The organism is Variovorax glucosi, assembly GCF_051216695.1.
In the GTDB taxonomy this organism is placed as follows: domain Bacteria; phylum Pseudomonadota; class Gammaproteobacteria; order Burkholderiales; family Burkholderiaceae_C; genus Variovorax.
In genome coordinates this window covers 1611173-1634817 of the sequence record NZ_JBPJZE010000001.1, presented here as the reverse complement: position 1 = coordinate 1634817, position 23645 = coordinate 1611173, and the positions used below count along the sequence as shown (strand labels likewise).

General features: G+C 64.3%; 20 protein-coding genes and 1 pseudogene. 11 read left to right on the top strand and 10 right to left on the bottom strand.

The genetic code is table 11. The annotated features are described in order from the left end of the window. A complete protein-coding gene (locus ACSFA3_RS07700) occupies positions 1-780 on the bottom strand; it encodes an SDR family oxidoreductase (RefSeq protein ID WP_435504992.1) in 780 nt (259 codons plus the stop codon). Positions 781-1194: 414 nt separating this feature from the next. Between ACSFA3_RS07700 and ACSFA3_RS07695 the strand changes: the two are divergent. Further along, positions 1195-1526, top strand: a pseudogene (locus ACSFA3_RS07695) (winged helix-turn-helix transcriptional regulator). A 32-nt stretch (positions 1527-1558) separates the two neighbouring features. On the opposite strand, the gene ACSFA3_RS07690 reads toward ACSFA3_RS07695, so the two are convergent. Continuing rightward, positions 1559-3130: a glycine betaine ABC transporter substrate-binding protein gene (locus ACSFA3_RS07690; RefSeq protein WP_435504771.1), complete on the bottom strand. Its 1572-nt coding sequence runs from the start codon at positions 3128-3130 to the stop codon at positions 1559-1561. An 11-nt stretch (positions 3131-3141) separates the two neighbouring features. On the opposite strand from ACSFA3_RS07690, the gene ACSFA3_RS07685 reads away from it, so the two are divergent. Then, complete coding sequence (locus tag ACSFA3_RS07685; protein ID WP_435504770.1) at positions 3142-4365, top strand: ROK family protein; 1224 nt, start codon at positions 3142-3144, stop codon at positions 4363-4365. Positions 4366-4377: 12 nt separating this feature from the next. On the opposite strand, the gene ACSFA3_RS07680 is transcribed toward ACSFA3_RS07685, so the two are convergent. From ACSFA3_RS07680 to ACSFA3_RS07665, 4 genes are read right to left on the bottom strand one after another with little or no spacing between them, the layout of a single operon-like run. Next, entirely contained in the window at positions 4378-4701 is a 324-nt protein-coding gene (locus ACSFA3_RS07680; protein ID WP_435504769.1) for a type II toxin-antitoxin system RelE/ParE family toxin, read from the bottom strand. Next, positions 4698-4970, bottom strand: a complete 273-nt coding sequence (locus ACSFA3_RS07675; protein WP_435504768.1) for a type II toxin-antitoxin system Phd/YefM family antitoxin — start codon at positions 4968-4970, stop codon at positions 4698-4700. Before ACSFA3_RS07675 ends, ACSFA3_RS07680 begins: the two co-directional genes overlap by 4 nt. Positions 4971-5014: 44 nt before the next feature. Further along, positions 5015-6418, bottom strand: coding sequence for a phospholipase D-like domain-containing protein (locus tag ACSFA3_RS07670; RefSeq protein ID WP_435504767.1), 1404 nt, complete (start codon positions 6416-6418; stop codon positions 5015-5017). A gap of 9 nt (positions 6419-6427) precedes the next feature. Beyond that, the gene (locus tag ACSFA3_RS07665) at positions 6428-7366 is read right to left on the bottom strand and encodes a LysR family transcriptional regulator (protein ID WP_435504766.1); all 939 of its coding nucleotides are present in this window, start codon (positions 7364-7366) and stop codon (positions 6428-6430) included. Between the two features lie 116 nt (positions 7367-7482). Between ACSFA3_RS07665 and ACSFA3_RS07660 the strand changes: the two genes are divergently transcribed. The 3 genes from ACSFA3_RS07660 (at position 7483) to ACSFA3_RS07650 (ending at position 10686) form a co-directional block, all read left to right on the top strand. Then, positions 7483-8442 carry a hydroxymethylglutaryl-CoA lyase gene (locus ACSFA3_RS07660; RefSeq protein WP_435504765.1) on the top strand — a complete coding sequence of 320 codons (960 nt, stop codon included), beginning with the start codon at positions 7483-7485 and terminating at the stop codon, positions 8440-8442. Further along, positions 8439-9638, top strand: a complete 1200-nt coding sequence (locus ACSFA3_RS07655) for a CaiB/BaiF CoA transferase family protein (protein WP_435504764.1) — start codon at positions 8439-8441, stop codon at positions 9636-9638. The genes ACSFA3_RS07660 and ACSFA3_RS07655 overlap by 4 nt, the downstream gene beginning before the upstream one ends. A gap of 91 nt (positions 9639-9729) precedes the next feature. Then, complete coding sequence (locus tag ACSFA3_RS07650; protein WP_435504991.1) at positions 9730-10686, top strand: tripartite tricarboxylate transporter substrate binding protein; 957 nt, start codon at positions 9730-9732, stop codon at positions 10684-10686. A 31-nt stretch (positions 10687-10717) separates the two neighbouring features. Here the strand turns inward: ACSFA3_RS07650 and ACSFA3_RS07645 are convergent, their stop codons facing one another. Then, positions 10718-11200 carry an Lrp/AsnC family transcriptional regulator gene (locus ACSFA3_RS07645; RefSeq protein WP_435504763.1) on the bottom strand — a complete coding sequence of 161 codons (483 nt, stop codon included), beginning with the start codon at positions 11198-11200 and terminating at the stop codon, positions 10718-10720. A gap of 121 nt (positions 11201-11321) precedes the next feature. On the opposite strand from ACSFA3_RS07645, the gene hppD reads away from it, so the two are divergent. The 4 genes from hppD (at position 11322) to ACSFA3_RS07625 (ending at position 16647) form a co-directional block, all read left to right on the top strand. Next, complete coding sequence (hppD, locus tag ACSFA3_RS07640) at positions 11322-12410, top strand: 4-hydroxyphenylpyruvate dioxygenase (protein ID WP_435504762.1); 1089 nt, start codon at positions 11322-11324, stop codon at positions 12408-12410. A gap of 2 nt (positions 12411-12412) precedes the next feature. Continuing rightward, complete coding sequence (gene phhA, locus ACSFA3_RS07635; protein ID WP_435504761.1) at positions 12413-13297, top strand: phenylalanine 4-monooxygenase; 885 nt, start codon at positions 12413-12415, stop codon at positions 13295-13297. A 95-nt stretch (positions 13298-13392) separates the two neighbouring features. Beyond that, positions 13393-14787, top strand: coding sequence for a sugar-transfer associated ATP-grasp domain-containing protein (locus tag ACSFA3_RS07630; protein ID WP_435504760.1), 1395 nt, complete (start codon positions 13393-13395; stop codon positions 14785-14787). Positions 14788-14832: 45 nt separating this feature from the next. After that, entirely contained in the window at positions 14833-16647 is a 1815-nt protein-coding gene (locus ACSFA3_RS07625; RefSeq protein WP_435504759.1) for a sugar-transfer associated ATP-grasp domain-containing protein, read from the top strand. A 22-nt stretch (positions 16648-16669) separates the two neighbouring features. On the opposite strand, the gene ACSFA3_RS07620 is transcribed toward ACSFA3_RS07625, so the two are convergent. Both ACSFA3_RS07620 and rpoD read right to left on the bottom strand, forming a co-directional pair. Continuing rightward, positions 16670-17896 carry a multidrug effflux MFS transporter gene (locus ACSFA3_RS07620; protein WP_435504758.1) on the bottom strand — a complete coding sequence of 409 codons (1227 nt, stop codon included), beginning with the start codon at positions 17894-17896 and terminating at the stop codon, positions 16670-16672. Positions 17897-17969: 73 nt separating this feature from the next. Then, positions 17970-20276 carry an RNA polymerase sigma factor RpoD gene (gene rpoD, locus ACSFA3_RS07615; RefSeq protein WP_435504757.1) on the bottom strand — a complete coding sequence of 769 codons (2307 nt, stop codon included), beginning with the start codon at positions 20274-20276 and terminating at the stop codon, positions 17970-17972. Here rpoD and ACSFA3_RS07610 point away from each other — a divergent pair. Next, complete coding sequence (locus ACSFA3_RS07610) at positions 20209-20685, top strand: hypothetical protein (RefSeq protein ID WP_435505000.1); 477 nt, start codon at positions 20209-20211, stop codon at positions 20683-20685. The genes rpoD and ACSFA3_RS07610 overlap by 68 nt on opposite strands. On the opposite strand, the gene dnaG is transcribed toward ACSFA3_RS07610, so the two are convergent. Beyond that, positions 20660-22672 carry a DNA primase gene (gene dnaG, locus ACSFA3_RS07605; RefSeq protein WP_435504756.1) on the bottom strand — a complete coding sequence of 671 codons (2013 nt, stop codon included), beginning with the start codon at positions 22670-22672 and terminating at the stop codon, positions 20660-20662. The two genes, ACSFA3_RS07610 and dnaG, sit on opposite strands and share 26 nt — an antisense overlap. An 86-nt stretch (positions 22673-22758) precedes the next feature. Between dnaG and ACSFA3_RS07600 the strand changes: the two genes are divergently transcribed. Then, positions 22759-23637 carry a YihY/virulence factor BrkB family protein gene (locus ACSFA3_RS07600; protein WP_435504755.1) on the top strand — a complete coding sequence of 293 codons (879 nt, stop codon included), beginning with the start codon at positions 22759-22761 and terminating at the stop codon, positions 23635-23637. Positions 23638-23645: the final 8 nt, after the last annotated feature.

The following is a 23645-nucleotide window of genomic DNA, read 5'->3' as shown; positions in this document are numbered from 1 at the left end:
TCAGGCGATCGGTAGCGTGCCGCCGTCGATGACGTATTCGACACCCGAGATGGAAGCCGCCCTCTTCGAGACCAGGAATGCGATGAGATCGGCCACCTCGTGTGGCTTCGCAGGCCGCCCGATCGGTATGCCGCCGAGAGACGTCATGAGCGATTTTTCGGCGGCTGCGTAGTCAGTGCCGTTCTCTTTGGCGATGCGTTCGACGAGCCTAACCGACGCATCCGTCTCGACCCATCCCGGCGCCACGCGAACCACGCGCACGCCCTTGGGACCGACCTCCTTGGACAGGCTCTTGCTGTACGTCGACAACGCAGCCTTGCCTGCGGCATAAGCGGTCGTCGCCTCCGGCAGCGGCATCTGTCGCTGGATGGACGTGACGTGGACGACGACACCATTGCCGCGTACCAGCATGCCCGGCAGGAGTGCCCGGTCGAGTCGCACCGCAGCATAGAGGTTCACTGCCAGCGCGTTGTCCCATTCCTCGTCGTCGAGTACGGCGAAGCCGCCCGCCGGAGCGGTCGAGCCGCCCGGCACATGCACGACGATATCCACACCTCCGAAACGATCTGCGACCGCTTTCGCGACCTCGAAACAGCCCGCAGCCGTGGACACATCTGCCGATATGAAGTCGAAGTCGGCCGAGTCAGCCGGTTTGCCGCGCGCCGCGACAAGCACCCTCGCGCCATCGCGCACGAGTCGTTCAACAACGGCCGCGCCGATGCCTTTGGTGCCACCGGTGACCAATGCCCGACGGCCTTCGAGTTCGACGGGGGAGCGGATCTCGAGCGCTTCGATCAGCTCGTCCCGAATAGTGAAGCGATGTACGAGGTCGGTCTGTTTTCCGGGAAAGTTACCGACGAGATGCACGAGCACGAGGAAATCTTCGTCCTCTCGATGGATGCCGAGCGGCGTCATGCGAACCCGATATCTGGCATCCGTCGATTTTTTCCAGTCGAGGATCGATGGCAATCCTTCGTGCGTATGCCCTTCGTCCCGCACGACCGCCGTGGCGGCAAAGCAACCGGCGAAGCCGGTGTGGTCGACGGCGTTCTGTGCGGCGAAGTAGCGTGTGATGGCAGGCGGGAAAGGGATGGTCATGATCGGGCTTCTCGCGGAGAGGTTCTTGATGAAGGAACGCCATGCTCCCCTTATGCTTGCGCCATACCAAGAACGCACCTGGAAGTAAGTCCTTTCATCGCGCCGGCGCGCAAGGCGCATACGCCCTTGTCTGCCGCCATCGAACCGAGGCTTGCTTCAGCCTTCTCCATCAGCGCTGGAAGCTGGTGATTCTGTTCAACCTGTTCGACGGCAAGGTGCTCAGGTTCTCCGACCTGGAGCGGCGAGTGACCGGTATCTCCCAAAAAATGCTGACCCAGCAACTTCGTCAGCTGGAGGCCGACGGTATCGTTTGTCGAACGGTTCACGAGCAGTCGCCTCCGGCCGTCGACTATCGAATGACCGATTGGGGGCAGCAACTCTGCCCGGCACTCGACGGACTGCTGCGATGGAAGGAGCTGGGAGCTTGAGGATGTCCGGAGTTCGGGGCATGGGGCATGCGTCAGCCGGGTCGGCGAAGCAACAGCCGGTCGACGATTTCGAACAGTAGTTCGCTGAACAGCGCCATCGCCGCAGCCGGCAATGCACCGGCCAGCAGCAGCTGCCGGTCGTTCAGCGCAAGCCCGGTAACGATGCGCTCGCCGAATCCGCCAGCGCCGATGAAAGCGGCGATCGTCGCCGTGCCGATGGCGATGGCCGTCGCGGTGCGCACGCCTGCCAGCAGGGTCGGCAGTGCGAGCGGCAGCAAGACATGGCGCAGGTTCTGCGCCGACGTCATGCCGAGCGCGGTGCCGGCCTGCCGTACGCCGGCTGGGACTTCGGCGAGGCCGGTGACGGTGTTGCGCATGATCGGCAGCAGCGCATAGAGCGTCAAAGCGATCAGTGCCGGCAGCGTGCCGATGGCGCCCAGCAGCGAGATCAGTACTGCCAGCAATGCCAGCGACGGCACCGTCTGCATCAGACCTGCGATGCCCAGAACCACGGCGCTCGTTCGCGCATGCGAAAAGACCAGCACGGCGATCGGCACGCCGATCAGCATCGCCAAGCCGACGGAAACCGCCACCAGGAACAGGTGCTGTCGCGCCAGCCGGCCCAGGTCGTCGCCGAACAGCTTTGCCGCGAAGCCGCGCGACGCATCCGCTGCCGGTCCGCCGGCCAGGAAGTCGCGCGCGATGACGTCGAACGCCGCACCCTGCAGTTCGGCGCGTGCGTTCATCGCGATCATGGCGCGTTCGTCGATGCGGCCCTCGAGCTTCTGCAGCGCTGCCCAGGCCTGCGGCTGGCGCGCCGGCAGGTCGAGTCGGTAGAGCACGACGGCGTCGTAGCGCGGGAAGTAAGCACGGTCGTCTTCGAGCACGCGCAGGCCGAGATGGTCGATCTTGGCGTCGGTGGTGTAGATGTCGATCACGTCGATCTGCTTCGCGGCGATGGCGTCGTAGGCCAGGCCGTGGTCGAGTCCGGTCGGCTTCTGCGTGTAGCCGTAGCGCGCAGACAGGCCCTGCCAGCCGTCGCCGCGCCCGATGAATTCGTTCGACAGGCCGAGCTTGAGTTCGGGATGTCGCGCGAGATCGGACAGCGTGCGGATCTGCAGCCTGTCGGCATCGGCTGCGCGCATGGCCAGCGCGTAGCCGTCGTTGAATCCGAGCGGAATCGCCACGCCGAGGCCGAGCGGCGCGAGCGCGGCGTTCATGGTTTCGCGGGTCATCGACCCGGAGCCGGTCGTGCCCGTCGTGCTCGTCGCAACGCCCTTGAGTATTTCCAGCGCAATGGTGCCGGTGTATTCGGCATAGAGATCGATGTCGCCCGAGCGCAACGCGCTGTAGACGATGGCCGTATTGCCCAGACCCTGCCGTACGACTGGAGGTTTCTGCAGATGCGGCGCTGCCGTCTGCGCCATCAGCTCGGCAAGGATGTACGACTCGGTGAAGCGCTTGGAGCCAACGCGCAGCTCGCCCGACGACGCTGCGGCCTTCTGCGTCTGTTGCGCATCTGCGGTGGCCGTCGCGAAACACGCGGCCAGCGCAAGCAGGATCAGCATCATGCGGAGCGGCAGAAGATTCTTGAGCGTATGCATCGGGAAAGTTTATGTCGCGCTCTGCAAGGGTTCTGCGAATCACGCCTGTTTCCTACAGCCGCTGGTGTGCCGGACCGATCGACGCCGGCTGCGTTGCGGTCGACGTTCTGGAGGCTGTATTCATCGCGAAAGAGACCATGACGAAGACCTCCGACAAGAGAGACAAGAGCGGCGACAAATACGACGGGCTCGAGTTGTTCACGCTGGAGGAAGCCCATGGCGCGCGCGAACTGCCGTCCGTCCTGGTCAACGGTTACAGCCTGATGGTGCGCGACAAGGATGGTTTCGCCGGCGACCAGGCGAGCCAGACGGCGTTCCGCGAGTTGCTCGAAGAGTGGCGCGAACGCCGCCGCGAGAAGGGCTCGGACCCGTTTCGCGATGTGCATTCGCGCGAACTTTCGAAGTCGGAACTCGATCGTCTGCTGGCAGGCGACAAGGCTTCGGAAGGCGCCGACATGCTGCACGGCGTGATCGAGGAATTCGCGGAGGGGCTGGCCTATGTGGTGCGGCGTTTCCTGAAAGAGCCTTCCTGGAAGAAAGTCGAGCGCATCGTGATCGGCGGTGGCTTTCCGGAAAGCGATGTCGGCGAGCGCGCGATCCTGCAGGCTTCGGCCATGCTGCTGGACCTGAAAGTGAAGGTTCCTCTGGCGCGCCTGTCGCACGAGGTCGACGACGGCGGACTGCTCGGCTGGGTGCATCTGGCGCCGCCCGAATTGCTAAAGCACCACGACGCGATTCTTGCGGTCGACATCGGGGGCACGAACCTGCGTTGCGGCATCGTCAAGATGCGGACGAAGCGAGCCAGGGACATGTCGAAAGCGAAGGTGATCCAGCGTCGGAAATGGCGACATGCGGACGACAAGCCGAGCCGCGGCGGTCTGGTCGACAAGCTGGTCGAAATGCTGGAGGAACTCATACAGTACAGCAAGAGAGAGGGAATCCGGCTCGCGCCTTTCGTCGGCATTGCCTGCCCCGGCCAGATCCGCAAGGACGGCTCCATCGCCAGCGGCACCCAGAACCTGCCCGGCGACTGGGAGAGCGACACCTTCCATCTGCCAAGCGCATTGAGCAAGAAGCTGCCGCCGATCGACAAGCGTCCCGCGATGGTCCGCATGCACAACGACGCGGTGGTCCAGGGCCTGAGCGAAGTACCGTTCATGCGGGACGTGAAGCACTGGGGAGTGCTGACGATCGGGACCGGGCTGGGGAATGCGAGCTATACGAACAAGGTGTGAGGCGTGGCTTGGTCAGTGACGATTGACGAGTCTGTTCATGAGCAGCGATTGAAGGTCGCGCCGTGAATCGCAGAGGACATGGATGTACGCGACATCGCCCCGGACCTCGTAGGTGATCCGATTCATGCCGGAAAGAACCTGCCTGTATTGGGCGATTTCGAGTCGTTCCAGTTCCACCGGTATTCGGCCCGCTTTGGGGTTGGACTGGATCATCGCTACCGATTCCTTGATCTTCGCGTAGCTTGTCACCCAAGCTTCGATGCCGAATTTCGCAACGATGTAGCTTTTCAGATTCTTTAGATCGGCTTCTGCCGATTGGAGGACTACAACCTTCACTGCCGATTTTCTTTATCCAACTCGGCGAAAAGCTCTGCTGCTGGGCGGAACTTGCCTTCCTCGATCTCGCGGTTTCCGATGGCCAATAGCTTCAGCAGCGCAAGGGTCGCTTCGTGCTCTTCATACGAGCGGACGTCCATCACGACCAGTTTGGCTTCACCGTTCTGAGTGATGAGCATCGGCTTTCGGCTCTCGGAAATTTCCCTCACAATTTCTGCGGCGTGGCTCTTGAGGTAGCTGATGGGCTTGACCTGAGTCGAAAATTTCATAGGCGCTCCTTGACGATCGGACCGATTGTGGACCGAATTCAGTCCTAAAGCTGAAACGCAATCGTCAGCAGCAATCCTTCACCCAGATCCCGCAGCAACCCCGGCCGCCGCGTCCTGAACGGCTCTCCCGCCGCCGCTGTCGTGTCGATCCACTGCGCGATCCAGTCGATGTCGCGACGCCCGTAGAAAACCACCGCCGCCTCGTGATTCAGCAGCAGGCTGCGCTGGTCGAGGTTGATCGATCCGCACATCGCCAGTGTCTCGTCGACGACGACGGCCTTGGCATGCGCCATGAACGGCAGCATGCGGAAGGTGACGCCCGCATCGGCCAGATCGCGCATCGCGCGGGCGCGTACGAAATCGGTCAGCGCATGGTTCGAGCGCGCGGGGATGGCGATCGTCACCTGCACGCCGCGCCGGGCGGCGAGACGCAACGCATCGCGCAGGCCGTCGTCGGGTACGAAATAGGGCGTGATCGCGAAAACGCGCTGTTCGGCGCGGAAGCAGGCGTCGATCAGCAGGGCGTGGGCGGTGTCTTCGGTCTGATCGGGGCCGCTGGGCAGGAATTGGGCAAAGCGCGTTTCCTCGGCGACGTCGAGATCGCGGTCGACAGGGATGCTGGTGTCCGGCGCGATCAGCCGCGGCGGGCCCTGGCGCACGGAAATCCAGTCGTGATCGAACTGTCTTGCCGCGGCCAGCGCCACGCCGCCTTCGAGGTCGAAAGAAAGGTCGCGCCAGGGCACGGGTATGGCGTCGTTGCCGGTGAAGTACTCGCCCGCCAGGTTGCGGCCACCCGACCACAGAACCTGGTCGTCGGCGATCACCAGCTTGCGATGGTTGCGCAGGTTGCGCGGTCCGATTCGGCGCAGGCTGAAGAGCGGCCGGAACACCGTCACCTTGCCGCCGGCGGCGCGCAATGTGTCGAAGTGACGGCGCGGCAGCGTCAGCGCACCGAAGCCGTCGAGCATCAGCCGCACCTTGACGCCTTCGCGCGCGCGAGCGGCCAGCCGCGCGATGGCTTCATGGCCCAGCGCGTCGTCGCCGATGATGAATGTGCAGACGTCGATGCGCTCGCGCGCGCCGTCGATCACGCGCCAGAGCGCATCGCGGGCGGCGGCGCCATCGGCATGGAAATGCGCTTCGCAGGGACTCGGCGGTGCGAGGCCGAAGCTTTCGATCAGCTCGGCGGCCCAGTGTCCTGCGGGCGCGGTGCGCGGCGGGCGCGGCACGCCGGCCGGTCGCAGCTTGCGCTGGCCAAACATCAGGTAGGCCGGCAGCGCCATGTACGGCAGCAGCACCAGGCCCATCACCCAGGCGATGGCGGTGGCCGGCGCGCGCTGTTCACGCCGTGCCCGGGTCGTCAGCACGTACACCAGCAAGGCGAACGTGACGACCAGGAAATGCTGCGACGGGGAGGGCAGCCAGGGCCAGATGGAGTGGAAGATCACGCTGCGAGACTAACTTGCCGTGGCAGCAGCGGTGGCGATCGCACGCAGATGAGCGACCAGCAGTCCGGCGGCGGGCGGCAGTGTTTCGGTATCGCGGAAGCAGATTGTGAAACGCCGACGAGCCCACGGGTCTCCCAGCGGCATCACGCGCAGACCGCAGGTTCTGGCAAACGGCTCCGCCACTTCCACCGGCACGACGCTGATCGCCAGGTTGGCGCGCACGACGCGCAGGGCGGCATCGAAATTCGACACCAGCACGCGGTAGGCCAGCGGCCTGCCGGCGATCGCGGCAGCGCGCTGCAACGTCATGCCGACCGCGCTCAGTGTCGGCATGCCCACGAATTCATGATCGAGCAGATCTGCGAACAGCAACGGATCGCCGCCTTCGGCCCCATCCGCCCGCGCCGCCGCCGGGTGCGACGGGTGCGCCACCACGGCTAGCCGGTCTTCGCGATACGGCACCGTCTGTAGGCCTTCGGTATCGGCCGCGTCCCAGCAGATGCCGACCGACGCACTGCCCTCGCGGATGGCACGCACGACTTCGGGGCTCAGGCGTTCTTCCATGTCGACCCGTATGTCGCGATGGGCCGGCACCTGCAGGAAAGAAGCGACGTCGTCGGCGAGCGATTCGGCCATCACCGAGGCGCTCGCCATGATGCGCACATGGCCGCGCGTGCCGCCCGCATAGCCGGCCATGTCGCGCTCGATGCGGTCCATGCTCGACAGCAGCATGCGCGCATGTTCGAGCAGGGTTTCTCCTGCTGCGGTCGGTGCGACGCCGCGGCGCTTGCGCACCAGCAGCGGCGTGCCGACGGTGGTTTCGAGTTGCGCGAGGCGCTTGCTGATGGCCGAGCCGACGAGGTTGGCACGCTCGCCGGCCCGCGCGATGTTGCGGACGTCGCAGACGGCGACGAAGAGGCGAAGCGTGGTCAGGTCAAGGTCGCGCACGGTGTCTTTCGTTCGAGAGATTCCGATTTGGAATCGCAGGGGTTCCAAATGTGCCATTCATCGACGAAACGGAATATCTAAAATTTGTCCGGACTCAGAAGTCATGGAGACACCGGATGACACCAACAAATTTACCTCGCGCCGCAGTCGTGCGTGAAGTGGGCCTGCGCGACGGACTGCAGAGCATTTCCCGCGTCATGCCGACCGATCGGAAGATCGAATGGTTGCGCGCGGCCCATGCGGCAGGCCAGCACGAGATCGAGGTCGGCTCCTTCGTGCCGGCCCGTCTGCTGCCCCAGCTGGCCGACACCGCCGAGCTGCTGGAGGTAGCGAAGACCTTGCCGGGATTGTTCGCCTCGGTGCTGGTTCCGAACCTGAAGGGCGCCGAACGCGCCATCGAAGGCGGCGCCGACCTCATGATCGTGCCGCTTTCGGCGAGCCACGCGCACAGCCTGGCCAACCTGCGCAAGACACCGGACGAAGTCGTGGCCGAAGTGGGCCGCATCCGCGCCGCACGCGACGCCTCGGGCAGCCGGACGCTGATCGAAGGCGGCATCGGTACCGCTTTCGGCTGCACGCTGCAAGGCGAGGTGCCGGTTGCCGAAACGCTGCGGCTGATGCAGGCGCTGCTCGATGCCGGCGCCGACCGGGTGAGCCTCGCCGACACGGTCGGCTATGCGGACCCGGCGATGGTCCGCAGCCTGTTCGAGAAGGCGCTGGCGATCGCCGGCGACCGGCTGTGGAGCGCGCATTTCCACGACACGCGCGGCCTCGGTCTGGCCAACGCCTACGCAGCGCTCGAAGTCGGCGTCGCTCGCTTCGATGCCTGCCTCGCCGGCATCGGCGGCTGTCCGCATGCACCGGGCGCCAGCGGCAACGTCGACACCGAAGATCTCGTCTTCATGCTCGAAAGCATGGGTATCTCGACCGGCATCGACCTCAAGCAACTGATCGCGCTGCGCGGGCGAGTCGCGGACTTGCTCGAAGGCGAGACGCTGCACGGCAACGTCTGGCGTGCCGGCTTTCCGAAGACGTTCATCCAACACGGCGCCAGCGCCATTGCAGCATCCGCATGACAACAACCGCCCGAAAACTGCCGCTCGCAGGACTGCGTGTCGTCGAATTCACCCATATGGTCATGGGCCCGACCTGCGGCATGGTGCTAGCCGATCTCGGCGCGGAGGTCATCAAGGTCGAGCCGATCGAAGGCGACCGCACCCGCACGCTGCTCGGTGCGGGAGCCGGTTTTTTCCCGATGTTCAACCGCAACAAGAAGAGCATCGCGATCGACCTGAAGCAGCCCGAAGGCGTCGAGGTGGCGCTGAGGTTGTGCGGCTCGGCCGACGTGGTGGCACAGAACTTCCGCCCCGGCACGATGGCCAAGTACGGGCTCGACTACGCGACGCTGAGCCAGGTCAATCCGCGCCTGGTCTATGTCGATCACGCCGGTTTCCTGCCCGGACCCTACGAACACCGCACCGCGCTCGACGAGGTCGTTCAGATGATGGGCGGGCTGGCCTACATGACCGGCAGGCCCGGCGATCCGCTGCGCGCCGGCACCAGCGTGAACGACATCATGGGCGGCATGTTCGGCGCCATCGGCGCGCTGGCCGCGCTGATGCAGCGCAACGAGACCGGCCGCGGACAGGAAGTGCAATCGGCGCTGTTCGAGAACAACGTGTTCCTGGTCGGCCAGCACATGCTGCAGTACGCCATCACCGGCCAGGCCGCGGCGCCGATGCCGGAGCGCATCTCGGCATGGGCGCTCTACGATGTGTTCAGCGTCAAGGATGGCGAGCAGATCTTCCTGGCTGCGGTCAGCGATGCGCAATGGCGAACCTTCTGCGAGGCGCTGGGCTTCGTCGATCTGCTGGCCGACCCCGAGCTTGCCGATAACAACGCCCGCGTTCGCCAGCGTCCGCGCATGCTGGCCGACCTTCGCCAACGCTTGAAAGCGTTCAGCGCAGCGGAACTCTCGGCGCTGTTCGAGGCGCGCGGCCTGCCTTTCGCACCGATCGTGCGTCCTGAAGACCTGTTCCAGGATCCGCATCTGCTGGCCACCGGAGGCCTGGCCGATATCCGGCTGCCGGATGGCGAGCGTGCCGGCGAAATGGCGCAGACGACGCTGTTCCCGATCACCATGGACGGCGCTCGCCTCGGTGTGCGCCTGCACCCGCCGACGCTGGGCGAGCACACCCGCGAACTGCTCGAATCGCTCGGCTACGACGCAGCGCAGCGAGAGACGATGCTGGCCGCAAACGCGGTCGGCTGAAAAAACAACGAGACGGAGACAAGAAATGACGACCAGAAACCGATCCGAAGAAGACGCGGCCGTGAATCCGCGTCGAAAGCTGCTGCGCGGCATGACGCGCATCGCGTTGGCTGTCGGCGCGGCCGGGTTGCTGCCCGGCGCGCTGTGGGCGCAGGGCAGCGACAAGCCGGTGCGGGTCATATTGCCTGTGAGTGCCGGTTCCGGCACCGACGGCGTGGCGCGGACGATGAGCCAGGGGCTGAGCAAGGCGCTAGGGCATCCGACCGTCATCGAGAACCTGCCGGGTGCCGGAGGTATTCCCGGTACGCTGCAGATCGTCAAGGGCGCCAAGGACGGCTCGGTCATCGGCTTCGTGTCGAACAACCACGTCGTGAACCCGAGCGTCTACAAGAACGTGCCCTTCGATGCCGTCGAGGACATCACGCCCATCGCGCTCATCGGTGCGACGCCATTCGTGCTGGTGGCGCATCCGGGGCTGGCTGCGAAGAACGTGCGCGAACTCGTCGCGCTGGCCAAGGCCCGGCCCGGCGCGCTGAACTACGGCTCGTCGGGCAACGGCACGATCCTTCATCTGGCGGCGGAGATGTTCTGCAGCGAGGCCCAGGTCGACATCAAGCACATTCCCTACCGTGGCGCCGGTCCGCTGACCACCGACGTGCTCGGCGGACAGGTGCAACTCGCGGTGATCGCGGTCGCGGTCGCGGCGCCGCTGGTCAAGGCGGGCTCGCTGCGCGCCCTCGGCGTCACATCGGCGGCGCGCTCGTCCCTGCTGCCCGACGTGCCGACCATCGCGGAGCAGGGATTGCCCAATTACGTCATCGAAGGCTGGAACGCGGTGATCGGCCCGGCCGGCATGCCGAAGGCCGAGGTTCAGCGCATCAACGCCGCGGTCAAGTCGACCGTCGACCTGCCGGAGGTTCGCGACGCACTGCTGGTCCAGGGCTACCGCCTGGGCGTGACGTCGCCGGAAGAGACGGCCGCCTATTTCCGCACCGAAACCGTACGCATGGCGAAACTGGTGAAGCAGGCCAACGTCAAGCTCGACTGAGGCCGTCCAGCGAGCGGCGCACGTCGCCGCCTCACACCGGCAGCGCCGTCGTCGTCTTGACGCGGTCGAGTACGAAACTGGTCTTGCAGTCCTGCACGCTAGGGTGCTTGAGCAGCGTTTCCATCACGAATCGCGAATAGTCCGCCATGTCGGCGACCACCACGCGCAGCAGATAGTCCATGTCGCCGGTCAGCGAGGCGCATTCGATCACCTCCGGCCATCCCTGGACCGACGCGCGGAACGCGTCCATCGGGCTGCGTTTGTGGCTTTCGGTGTGCTTCTCCAGCCGGACGTTGATGTACGCCATCAGCGGCAGGCCGACGCGCTCGGGTCGCAGCAGCGCGACGTAGCCCTGGATCACGCCGGATTCTTCCAGCCGCTTGACTCGCCGAAGCGTCGCCGAGGCCGACAGGCTGACCTGCGCGGCAAGCTCGTCGTAGGTCGCGCGTCCGTTGGCCTGCAGCGCGCGAAGCACGCGCAGATCGATGGAGTCGAGTTCGAGAGGAGCGTTCATGTCGATTATTTTGCAGGAATGCTGCGCCGCGCGACCGATTTACGCCGCAAGTTGCAGGAATCGTGTGCGGCATCGGTCTAGCATCGAAAGCAACCCCACCCTCAAATACCGGAGACACACGATGACCGATCTGTTCGAGAACCCCATGGGCCTGCAAGGCTTCGAATTCGTCGAATTCGCTTCCCCCACCCCGGGCTTGCTGGAGCCGATCTTCGAGGTGATGGGCTTCACGCTCGTAGCGAAGCACCGCTCGAAGGACGTCGTGCTCTACCGCCAGGGCGACATCAACTTCATCATCAACCGCGAACCGAAGAGCCCGGCCGCGTACTTTGCCGCGGAGCACGGTCCTTCCGCCTGTGGGCTGGCATTCCGCGTGAAGGATGCGCACCAGGCTTACCAGCGCGCGCTCGACCTCGGCGCGCAGCCGGTCGACGTGCCGACCGGCCCGATGGAACTGCGCCTGCCGGCCATCAAGGGCATCGGCGGCGCGCCGCTGTACCTGATCGACCGTTTCGAGGACGGCAAGTCGATCTACGACATCGATTTCGAATTCATCGAAGGCGTCGACCGCCATCCGGTCGGCCACGGCCTGAAGCTCATCGACCACCTGACGCACAACGTCTACCGCGGACGCATGACGTTCTGGGCGGATTTCTACGAGAAGCTCTTCAACTTCCGCGAGATCCGTTACTTCGACATCCAGGGCGAATACACCGGCCTGACGTCCAAGGCGATGACCGCGCCCGACGGCAAGATCCGCATCCCGCTCAACGAGGAATCGAAGAAGGGCGGCGGCCAGATCGAGGAATTCCTCATGCAGTTCAACGGCGAAGGCATCCAGCACATCGCGCTGATCTGCGACGACCTGAAGGATGCCGTCGACAAGCTGTCTCTGGCCGGCGTCAAGACCGCCACCGCGCCCAACGACATCTATTACGAGATGCTCGACACGCGCCTGCCGGGCCACGGCCAGAACGTGCCCGAGCTGCAGGCGCGCGGCATCCTGATGGACGGCACCACCGAAGGCGGCCACGCACGCCTGCTGCTGCAGATCTTCTCGACGCCAATGATGGGACCGGTGTTCTTCGAGTTCATCGAGCGTCGCGGGAACTACAGCGAAGGCTTCGGCGAGGGCAACTTCAAGGCACTGTTCGAATCGCTCGAGCGCGACCAGATCCGCCGCGGCGTGCTGGACGCGACGACGGCCTGACCATGATCTCTGCCGAAGCGATCAAGCACGGCCTCGCTGCGGGTGCCGTCGCGACACCCGACCGGCCCGACTGGACCATCGACCAGGGCTGGGCCGACTACACCCCGGCCGAGCACGCAGTCTGGAAAACGCTGTTCGAGCGCCAGACGAAGCTGCTGCCCGGCCGGGCCTGCGACGCGTTCATCGACGGCATGAACAGCCTGCCGATCGGTGCCGACCGCATTCCGGACTTCGTCGAACTCAGCGAAGTGCTGATGCAGCGCACCGGCTGGCAGGTCGTGGCCGTTCCGGGGCTTGTTCCGGACGAGGTTTTCTTCGACCATCTGGCAAACCGGCGTTTCCCGTCTGGCAATTTCATCCGCAAGCCGCACCAGCTCGACTACCTTGAAGAGCCGGATGTCTTCCACGACGTCTTCGGTCATGTGCCGATGCTGATGAACCCGGCCATCGCCGACTACATCCAGGCTTACGGCAAGGGCGGTTTGCGAGCGCAGAAGCTGGGCGTGCTCGACAAGCTGGCGCGCGTCTACTGGTACACGGTGGAATTCGGCCTGATCCGCCAGCCCGACGGCCTGCGCATCTACGGTGCCGGCATCGCGTCGTCGCGCACCGAGAGCGTCTTTGCGCTCGACGACGCATCGCCAAACCGCATCGGATTCGATCTCGAACGGGTGATGCGCACCAATTACCGCATCGACGATTTCCAGGAAACCTACTTCGTCATCGACAGCCTGACGCAGCTGCTCGACCTGGCGACGATCGATTTCGGACCGCTGTACGACCGCATCGCAGGACAACCGGACCATCAGCCGGGCGATGTGCTGATCGGCGACCGGATCGTGGTCAGGGGAACGGGGACGTATCACACCGAAAAGAAATGTAGGTAATTTTTACTAGTTCGAGGGTTCTTGCACTATCTGTTGGTAGGCATTGCTGGATAAAGTCCGATGCACGCTGCTCGCCTCGCAGCCCAGGAGTCACGATGCTCGCTCGGAACGATATGTTCAAGACGCGGTCGCTGGACGCGCCGGCTGCGATTGCACTGGCGATGGCTGTCGTGGTTGCGACATGGCTGGCGCAGGCGCTCGGCGATGTGCCGGCGTGGAAATTCGACTCCGCCGTCCGTCTTTCCTCCGGTTTTGCGGTCTTGACGGGTTCGGGCTGGGCGCTTTTCCAGCTCGCGCTGCGGCACGCCATGCCGGACGAGCGTCGCCGGTGGACGCTGGCTTTCGCCGCTATGGTCGTGCTTGGCCTCGTCGAAACCACGGACTGGCTCGTCGGCCGCGGCTTCATGACCGACGACTGGCTGGTCGACCTGCCTTTCTGGCTCGCGGCCAGTGCAATGTTGCATGTCGTGCTGCAGCGTGGAAGCAAGCGCCGCATCGCCATGTCCTTTTGGCGGATCGGTCTGGTGCTGCAGTTCGTCTTTCTCGTCTGCGATCTCCTGGAAGGCAAGGCGCTCGTTGCCTGGTCGCTTTCTGCCGGCGATCTGGCATCGATCGCCGGCTGGAGCCGGCTGCTGGCGATCGAATGCTATGTCGTCGCGCTGGTGCTCGTGGACGGAACGGTCGGAACCCACCATGTGCTGAGCGCGATGCGCCGGCTGCACGACAGTCCTTACGACATGAAGGACAAGGTGATTTTCGCAATCGGCTGTCGGCAGCGAGGACTGCCCGTTCCGCAGACGCTGCTAGAAAGTACGGCGAACAAGGAAGGCGTCGAATGGCATGTTTGCCGCAACGAGCTGGACCGCGACCTGTTCTGCAATGCTCGCAGCGGCCGGAATTCGCTCGGCAGCCTGGTGTTTCGTCGCATCGCCAAAAACCTCTATCGTGATCCCGAAGGCGACGAGATCGACCTCGACACGGTGCTCGCGTGGGTCGATGCCTACAGCCGAACCACGCCCGTGATCGTGCAACCCCTGTTGCGCAATCATCCGGAAATCGCCGATCTGGCCGATGTTCCTGAAGGGTCGCTCGTGACGATGCGGGTGCTGACCTGCCTCGATAGCGACGACCTTCCGGTCTTGACCCATGCGTTCCTGCGCACCGATGGCAGACTCGCGCAGAAATGGCGTCGCAAGGACAGTTTGGGGGTGGATCCAGCGACCGGTCGTGTCGCCGACGGCCGTGTGCTTCAGACGTGGCCCGCAATCCGGGCACTCGCACTCGATGCGCACCGCGCATTTCCGAAACGCATCATCGCCGGCTGGGAGATCGCGATGACCGACAAAGGCCCGCTTCTGCTTGCAGGCAGCATCGGTCCCGATGAAGTGTTTCCGCGGCGCCACGACTGGAACGGCATCGGTCTCAGCCCGCTCGGCCCCCTGCTTCAGCACCATATTTCCGCCAGCCTGGAAAGTCGCAATCCGGATTGAGGCTTGCGCTGGCTGCTGGTCAGGATCGCTGGATAGAGTCCGGCGATGCTTTCTCGAAACGGTTCGATCAAAACCCCGTCGCTGCGCGGCGCGACAGTGCTTGCGTGGGCGTTGGCGGTTGCTTTCGCAACCGTGCTCGCACAGCTTTTTTCGGACACGCCGGCATGGCAGTTCGATTCGGCGGTCCATCTCACGTCCGATCTGGCGGTGGCGACAGGGTTGGGCTGGACGCTGTTCCAGCTTGCGCTGCACGAAAAGTCCGGTCGCGAACGCAGCCGCTGGATCCTGGCTTTCTGGGCGATGGTCGTTCTCGGTGCGATCCAGGCCACCGACTGGCTCGTCGGAAGCGGTTTCATGGCCGACGACTGGCTGGTCGACCTGCCGTTCTGGCTTGCAGCCACCGCGATGGTGAGAGCAGTGCTCCGGCGCGGACGCGAACGTTCCGGTGCCTTCCTCCTTTGGCGTATCGGCATGGGTCTGCAGTTCGTCTTCATCGTCTGCGATCTCTGGGAGGGCAAGTCGCTCAACGCCTGGTCGATCTCCGCCGGCGATATTGCATCGCTCGCCGAGTGGAGCGAATTGCTGGCTATCGAATGCTATGTCGTGGCGCTGGTTCTGGTGGGCGCGGCACGCACCGACGCATCGACGGCGGCGCATCCGGTCCAGGCGGTCGGCGCCGAGGCACGACGCATCTATCGGCAGGCACATCTTTTTCGCAAGGCGATTTATCCGCCGGTTCGGTGGACTTTCTGGCCGGGACTGCGCGGCGCGGTGCTCGTCGCCGGCAGCGTCGGGCTGGTGGCTGTGCTGGGTCCGGCCGCGAGGCGCGCCTCCGGGCGCACGCTTCGGGCGCAACTGGGCGATCTGCTCTCGCTGAGCCTTCGACATGATTTCGACCCGCTTGCCTATTACTTCCAGGAGTTGTACCGCGAGGGTGGCCGGGCGGAAGCGGCGTTCTATCTCACGCGCAGCGAAACCAAGAACGGCCTTCTCCATGTGCTGAACTCGATGCGTCCCTCACCCGACGGTCCGCGCGAGATGAAGGACAAGGTACTTTTTGCCGCCTGCTGCAGGCGCGAAGGCCTGCCTGTCGCGTCGACATTGCTCGAAAGCGAAGACGGTGGCAGCGAAGTTGCCTGGTCAGTTCCGCGCGACCGGCTCGACCGCGATCTGTTCTGCAAATTGCGCAGCGGTCGGGGCGCGCGGGGTGTTCTGGTGTTCCGGCGCGTCGGGCCACACCGGTATCTGGACCCCGACGGCGAAGAGATCGATCTCGAGACCGTTCGGGTCTGGCTGCAGGCGGCGAGCCGGACAGCGCCCGTGATCGTCCAGCCCCGGCTGCGCAACCACCCCGAACTGGCAGATCTGGCAGACCGGTCGCTCGTGACCGTCCGGGTGCTGACCTGCTTGGACAGCGATGGCCGGCCCGTCGTCACGCATGCGTTCTTGCGCATCCTGTCGAAGCTGGAGCCGAAATGGCGGCGCAAGGACGAATATGGCGTACCGATCGACCGGGTCGACGGCCGGCTGGGTGCGATGTGCAGCGACCGGCTGGCAAGCGGCACGCGGCGCTTCAGCCACCACCCGGTGACGGGGCAGGCTGTCGAGGGGCGCGTGCTGGAAAGCTGGCCGGCGATCCAGGCGCTGGCGCTGGATGCGCACCGCGCCTTCTCGCACCGGATCTTCGTCGGCTGGGATATCGCGATGACGGACGAGGGCCCGGTGCTGCTCGAAGGGAACGTCAACCTGGACATCATGTTTCCCCAGCGCGTGCATCGGCAGGGCATCGGCCGGAGCGCGCTCGGGCCGCTGCTGCAGCATCATCTGGCGGCACTCGCCAGAAGCCACGACGTCGATTGAAACGCGACTTCGACCGTACGTACTACTGGATGTTCCGGCCGATTTCCGGCCAGCGCCGATGCAGCCAGATCCAGGCGAACAGCCCGACGCTCATCATGATGGCCGATGTGAGCGCCAGGCCCAGCGTCGAATGCATCACCAGCGGCGCGATCACGCCGGCGACCAGCCCGTTGGCCGTCGAGCCGATCACCGCCTGCAGCGACGACGCCATGCCGCGACGTTCGGGATGGAGATCCAGCACCAGCAGCGTGATGACCGGCACCATCAGCGCCCAGCCGAACGAGAAGATGCCGATCGGCAGCATCGACCAGGCCGGATGCGGCGGGAATGCCCAGTTGGCAGTCACGTTCACCGCCGAAACCAGCAGCATGATCAGGAAGCCGTGGCGAATCTGCGTCTTCGGCGGAACCTTGCCGGCCATGCGGCCGCTGACCCAGGCGCCGCTCATGATGCCGCCGATGGTCAGCAGGAAGAACCAGAAGAACTGCGTCGGCGACAGGCCGAGATGGTCGCCCAGAAAGGCCGGCGCCGAGAGCACGTACAGGAACATGCCGTTGAACGGCACGCCGCTGGCCAGCGCCAGCAGCAGAAATCGCGGGTCCGAGCACAGATCGCGGTAGCCGCGCATCAGGTGCCGGACCTCGAACGGCTGGCGCTGGCTGGTGTGCAGCGTCTCCGGCAGCAGCTTCCAGTTCGCGGCGAACAGCACGACGCCGACCGCCACCAGGAACCAGAACACCGCATGCCAACCCGCATGCACGAACAGGAAGCCGCCGACGATCGGCGCGATGGCCGGCGCCACGCCGAAGTAGATCGTGACCTGGCTCATCACCTTCTGAGCTTCGGCCGGCGGGAACATGTCGCGGATCACCGCCCGCGACACCACAATGCCGGCCCCGGTCGACAGGCCCTGCAGCGCGCGGAACAGCACCAGCTGCCCGATGGTCTGCGACAGCGCGCAGCCGAGCGAAGCAATGGTAAATACCGCCAGCCCCCACAGCACGACCGGCCGGCGCCCGAAACTGTCCGAGAGCGCGCCGTGGAACAGGTTCATGAAGGCGAAACCGAACAGGTACGCCGACAGCGTCTGCTGCATTTCGACCGGCGTCGCGCCGATCGACGCCGCAATGCCCGAGAACGCCGGGATGTACGTGTCTATGGAAAACGGGCCGAGCATGCCAAGCACTGCGAGAAGGATGGCCAGCGCCCAGCGCGGGGCTTTCCAGAGATTGGCTGCGTCGGGGTTCATATGTGTCTCAAGAAAAAAAGCGGACTTGCCGAACGCAGTGTCCGGCAAGTCCGCTTTTGTGGAGTGTGGCTGATTAGAGCGTGTCGATGAACGAACGCAGCTTGTCCGAACGGCTCGGGTGCTTCAGCTTGCGCAGCGCCTTGGCTTCGATCTGGCGGATGCGTTCGCGCGTCACGTCGAACTGCTTGCCGACTTCTTCCAGCGTGTGGTCGGTCGACATCTCGATGCCGAAACGCATGCGCAGCACCTTGGCTTCGCGTGGCGTCAGCGAATCGAGGATGTCCTTGACTACGTCGCGAAGACCCGCCTGCATCGCGGCCTCGATCGGCGCCGTGTTGCTGCTGTCTTCGATGAAGTCGCCCAGGTGCGAATCGTCGTCGTCGCCGATCGGCGTTTCCATGGAGATCGGCTCTTTCGCGATCTTCATGATCTTGCGGATCTTGTCTTCCGGAATCTCCATCTTCGCAGCCAGGATGCCGGCGTCCGGCTCGAAGCCAAATTCCTGCAGATGCTGGCGCGAGATGCGGTTCATCTTGTTGATCGTCTCGATCATGTGCACCGGGATGCGGATCGTGCGTGCCTGGTCGGCGATCGAGCGGGTGATCGCCTGGCGGATCCACCAGGTCGCATACGTCGAGAACTTGTAGCCACGACGGTATTCGAACTTGTCGACCGCCTTCATCAGGCCGATGTTGCCTTCCTGGATCAGGTCCAGGAACTGCAGGCCGCGGTTGGTGTACTTCTTTGCGATGGAGATCACGAGGCGCAGATTGGCCTCGATCATTTCCTTCTTGGCATCGCGCGACGAGCGCTCGCCGTCGTTCATGCGTTTGTTGATGTCCTTTAGCTGCGTGAGCGGCACGACGACGCGCGACTGGATGTCGGTCAGTTTCTGCTGCAGTTCCTGCACCGGCGGAATGTTGCGCGCCAACACCGTGCTCCACGGCTTGCCGGCAGCGGCCTGCTTCTCGACCCACTTGAGGTTCAGCAGGTTAGACGCGATACGGTTGCCGTTCTTGTCGTAGCCCGAGAAGTCGCGGATGAAGTCGTCCTGCGGGAAGCCGCACTTGTCCACGATGATCCGGCGCAGTTCGCGCTCTTTCTTGCGCACGTCGTCGACCTGCGTGCGAACCAGGTCGCACAGCTTCTCGATGGTCTTGGCCGTGAACCGGATCGTCATCAGCTCTTCCGACAGGGCCTGCTGCGCCTTGGCATAGGCCGGCGTGCCGTAGCCTTCCTTGTCGTAGATCTTGTGGACCTTCTCGAACAGCGAGGCGATGCGGTCGAAACGTTCGAGCGCGTCGCGCTTGAGTTCCTCGAGCTTCTTGGTCAGCGCCTTGGAGCCGCCCTTGCCGTCGTCGTCGTCTTCTTCGTCGAATTCGTCGAAGTCTTCTTCGGCCACATAGTCGTCGGCCTCGTTCGGATTCGAGAAGCCGTCGACGATGGTCGAGATCACGACCTTGCCGTCGCGGATGGTCGCAGCCATCTCCAGAATCGCGGCAATGGTCGCCGGCGATGCGGAAATCGCTTCCATCATGGCCATCAGGCCGCCTTCGATGCGCTTGGCGATCTCGATTTCGCCTTCGCGCGTCAGCAGCTCGACCGTGCCCATTTCGCGCATGTACATGCGGACCGGGTCGGTGGTGCGGCCGAATTCGCTGTCGACGGTGGAGAGCGCGGCTTCGGCTTCTTCCTCGGCTTCCTCGACCGTGGTCGCGGTGGGCGCGGTATTGTTCAGCAGCAGCGTCTCGGCGTCGGGCGTCTGTTCGTAGACGGCCACGCCGAGGTCGTTCAGCATCGTGACCACGACTTCCATGGTCTCGGCATCGACCAGCTTGTCGGGCAAGTGGTCGGAGATTTCGCCTTGCGTCAGATAGCCGCGGGTCTTGCCGAGCGTGATCAGCGTCTTCAGGCGCGAACGGCGCTTCGCCATGTCTTCTTCGGACAGGACGGTTTCGTCCAGGCCGAATTCCTTCATCAGCGCGCGTTCCTTCGCCTTGCTGATCTTCATGCGCAGCGGCTTGACCTTTTCCTCGGTCGTGCCGGCGACGGCGGCAACAGGCTCTTCGCCGACGAGGTCGTCCTCGATGTCGGACATGTCGATGTCGTTGCCGGAAGATTCGCTGGCAGCCTTGGGCTTGCGACCGCGCTTGGCGCCGGTGGCGGGGGCTGCAGTACCGGCGGCGGCTGCGGCAGCGGCCTTGGGCGGACGTCCGACCTTCTTGGCGGGCGCGACGGCGGTTGCGGCTGTGTCGGACATGGCAGCGGCCTTGAGGGCGGCGACCTTGGTGGTTTCGGCGGGCGTGGATTTCGTGGGCACGGTTTTCACTTTGGTTGCGGCAGTCGCCTTGGGCACTTTGACCGGGGCGGCACCTCTCATAGGTGCTGCCGGCGCGGCCGCTTTCAACGGTTTATCTGCGACAGGTTTCTTGACAACGGACACGGCAGGCTTCTTTGAACTGGGCATACGACCTCGCACAACAAGAATGGACAAGCAGGATCACAGGCGCCATGAACCGGACGCGGGCACGGATACGAAGACAGAAAAACGAGGAAACGAGTTCCTCAACAGGCAAGATGTCGGGCGATCATTTGGTGTGCAGTCCTGGCGGTATGTTGACCCGTTTCCCTTTGGGAAGTGCATTGCGCATGGGGTCGGTCCGGAGGTGCTGCTGTCGCTCTTGCCTGATTTCGCTGCTGGCGAAGCTACACATTATAGACAGAAGCCTCTTTTTCAAGAGATTCGTGCTTATTTCGTGCCTGTCACATGCCGCCTGACGACGGTTTGAGGCGGTGGCGCAGTTCCAGGCGGCGGGCTTCGAGCGCCTTGTAGCGTTCGAGTGCCAGCGGATCGGTGCCGACCGCCGCGATCGCCTCGCTTTGAAGTGCCTTTAAAAGGTCGTCGAGCATGAAATCGAGAACATTGCGCAGTTCTCGCGCTGCATCGGCTGCTTCCGCGCCCGTGCCCGTGCCCGTGCCCTCGCCATCTTCGATCGGTCCGCCTTCCGGACCGGTCATGACGCGCTCCGCCAACGCCTCGAAAGGCTGGCCGCGCAGACCTTCGCGCAGCGCGGCCCAGGGTTGTACGCCGTGTTCGTGAAGCTGACTGTCGAGCCAGGCGAACAGCTGGCCGTGGCCACCCGGCAGGTTGCAGAGCATTTCGTGCAGTTCGTGCGTCAGCACGTCCCATTCGCCCATGCGAGACAGCAGCAGCCGCGCGGCGACGTCCGGCCTGCTCGGCGGCACGATGCGCCCGCGCGGGCGCTCGGATTGCGCGCGGTCGGAACGTTTCGAGAAGCCCTTCTTGCCGTAACGCCGCTCTTCGGTTCGCGGCGGCGAACCGTCGTCCCAGTCGTGTGGAGACGACGGTGGCGGCTGCGAATCGTCCCAATCGCGTCGCTCTTGCCAGTCTTGCCGGTCTTGTCTCTCTTGCCGCGGCTGGAAGCGCGGCGCGTTGACCGTGCCCCAGAGCTCGGTGAGTTCGGCCGCGCCGAGCTGCACGTTTTCGGCGATCTCGGTCAGCAACTGGCGCTTCAACGCACCGTCGGGCAGCGCGCTCCAGAGCGGGCGGGCATTGCTGGTCATGCGCGCGCGCCCTTCGGCGCTGCCCATGTCGCAGCCTTCCCTGGCGGCTTCGAGCATGAACCGGCTCAGCGGCACCGCGTCGTTGACGAAGCGCGCAAAGGCGTCGGCACCGAACTCGCGGATGTAGCTGTCCGGATCGTGCTCGGACGGCAGGAACAGGAATTTGATGCTGCGCACGTCGGTGGCGAAAGGCAGGGCGCCGTCGAGCGCCTTGCGCGCGGCGCGGCGTCCGGCGGCGTCGCCGTCGAAGCTGAAAACCACCGATTCGGTGAAACGGAACAGCTTCTGCACATGTTCCGGCGTGCAGGCCGTGCCGAGCGTCGCGACGGTGTTCGGGAAGCCGAGCTGCGCCAGCGCCACCACGTCCATGTAGCCCTCGGTGACCAGCGCGTAGCCGTGCTGGCGGAATGCGGCGCGGGCTTCGAACAGGCCGTAGAGCTCGCGGCCCTTGCTGAAGACCGGCGTTTCGGGCGAATTGAGGTATTTGGGCTTTTCGTCGCCGAGCACGCGACCGCCGAAGCCGATGTATTCGCCCTTGACGTTGCGGATCGGGAACATCACGCGGTCGCGGAAGCGGTCGTAGCGTTTGGCCGGCTGCGACGAATCTGCCGATGAATCCTCTTCGCCGACGATCACCAGCCCGCTTTCGGCAAGCAAAGGATCGTCATAGCTCGGGAACACGCTCGCCAGACTTCGCCAGCCGGCGGGTGCATAGCCGATGCCGAACTGTTTTGCGATTTCGCCGGAAACGCCGCGGCGCTTGAGGTACTCGATTGCGCCAGGCGACTGGCGCAACTGCTTGCGATACGCATCGCAGGCTTTTTCGAGCACGTCCGACAGCGTCGCCTGCTTCTCGCGCTGGCCGGCGGCGCGGGCGCGGTCCTCGGGCGAGGCGTCGTCTTCGGGGACCTGTAGGCCGTACTGGCCGGCCAGATCGTGCACGGCTTCGACAAAACCCATGCCCGCGTGTTCCATCAGAAAGCCGATGGCGTTGCCGTGAACGCCGCAGCCGAAGCAGTGATAGAACTGTTTGGTCGGACTGACCGAGAATGACGGGGACTTTTCGCCGTGGAACGGACACAACCCCATGAAGTTGGCGCCGGCCTTCTTCAGCGGCACATAACGCCCGACGATCTCCACCACGTCCGCGCGCGCGATCAGTTCCTGGATGAATGAGGGAGGGATGGTCATGTAGGCGGGGAGCGGCAAATCATACGCAAGCTGTCGGGCTTGCACATGCGAACGGCATACTGCCCGTCTCAGATTCCACCCGCAAGATGCGCAGTCTCCTCGAACACGCCTCGCCGCTGCTGCGCCATCCCTTTCGCTTCCTTTGGGAGACGTTGAAGGTTTTTCGCGCCAATCAGGGCCTTCTGCTCGCAGGAGCGGTCGCTTATTACGCGCTGCTGTCGATGGTGCCACTGCTGATCGTCAGCGTGATCGCACTCTCGCACTTCATCGACCAGCGCGAACTGCTGAGCACCATCGGGCGCTATCTTGCGTGGCTGCTGCCGGGCCAGTCGAAGGCGATCGTCGGTGAACTCTCCAACTTTCTCGACCATCGCGACGTGCTGGGGCCGGTGCTTCTCGTGACGATGATCTTCTTCAGCTCTCTGGCTTTCACGGTGCTGGAAAGCGCGATGTCGGTGATCTTTCATCACCGGAAAAGCGAGCGATCGCGGCATTTCCTGATTTCAGCGGTCATGCCGTATCTCTATATCCTGAGCCTGTGTGTCGGTCTGCTGCTGGTGACGCTGGTTTCGGGCGCGCTGCAGGTCATCGGGCAGGAAAGCATCGAGTTGCTGGGCTACAGCTGGTCGCTTTCGGGCGTTTCGGGACTGTTGCTGTACCTGCTCGGCCTGGGCGGCGAAATCTTCATGCTGACTTCGCTTTACCTGGTGATGCCGGTGGGCCGGCTGTCGCTACGGCACGCGCTGCTCGGCGGCGTGACGGCAACATTGCTTTGGGAAATCACCCGTCGCATCCTCGTCTGGTACTTTTCGACGCTGTCGCAGGTCAATGTGGTCTACGGCTCGCTGACGACGGCCATCGTCGTGCTTCTGAGCCTGGAGATCGCCGCTACGCTGGTGCTGTTCGGCGCGCAGGTGATCTCGCAATACGAACAGCTGGAACGCGAGCGGAAGGCGGTCGGCTGAATCGCCAG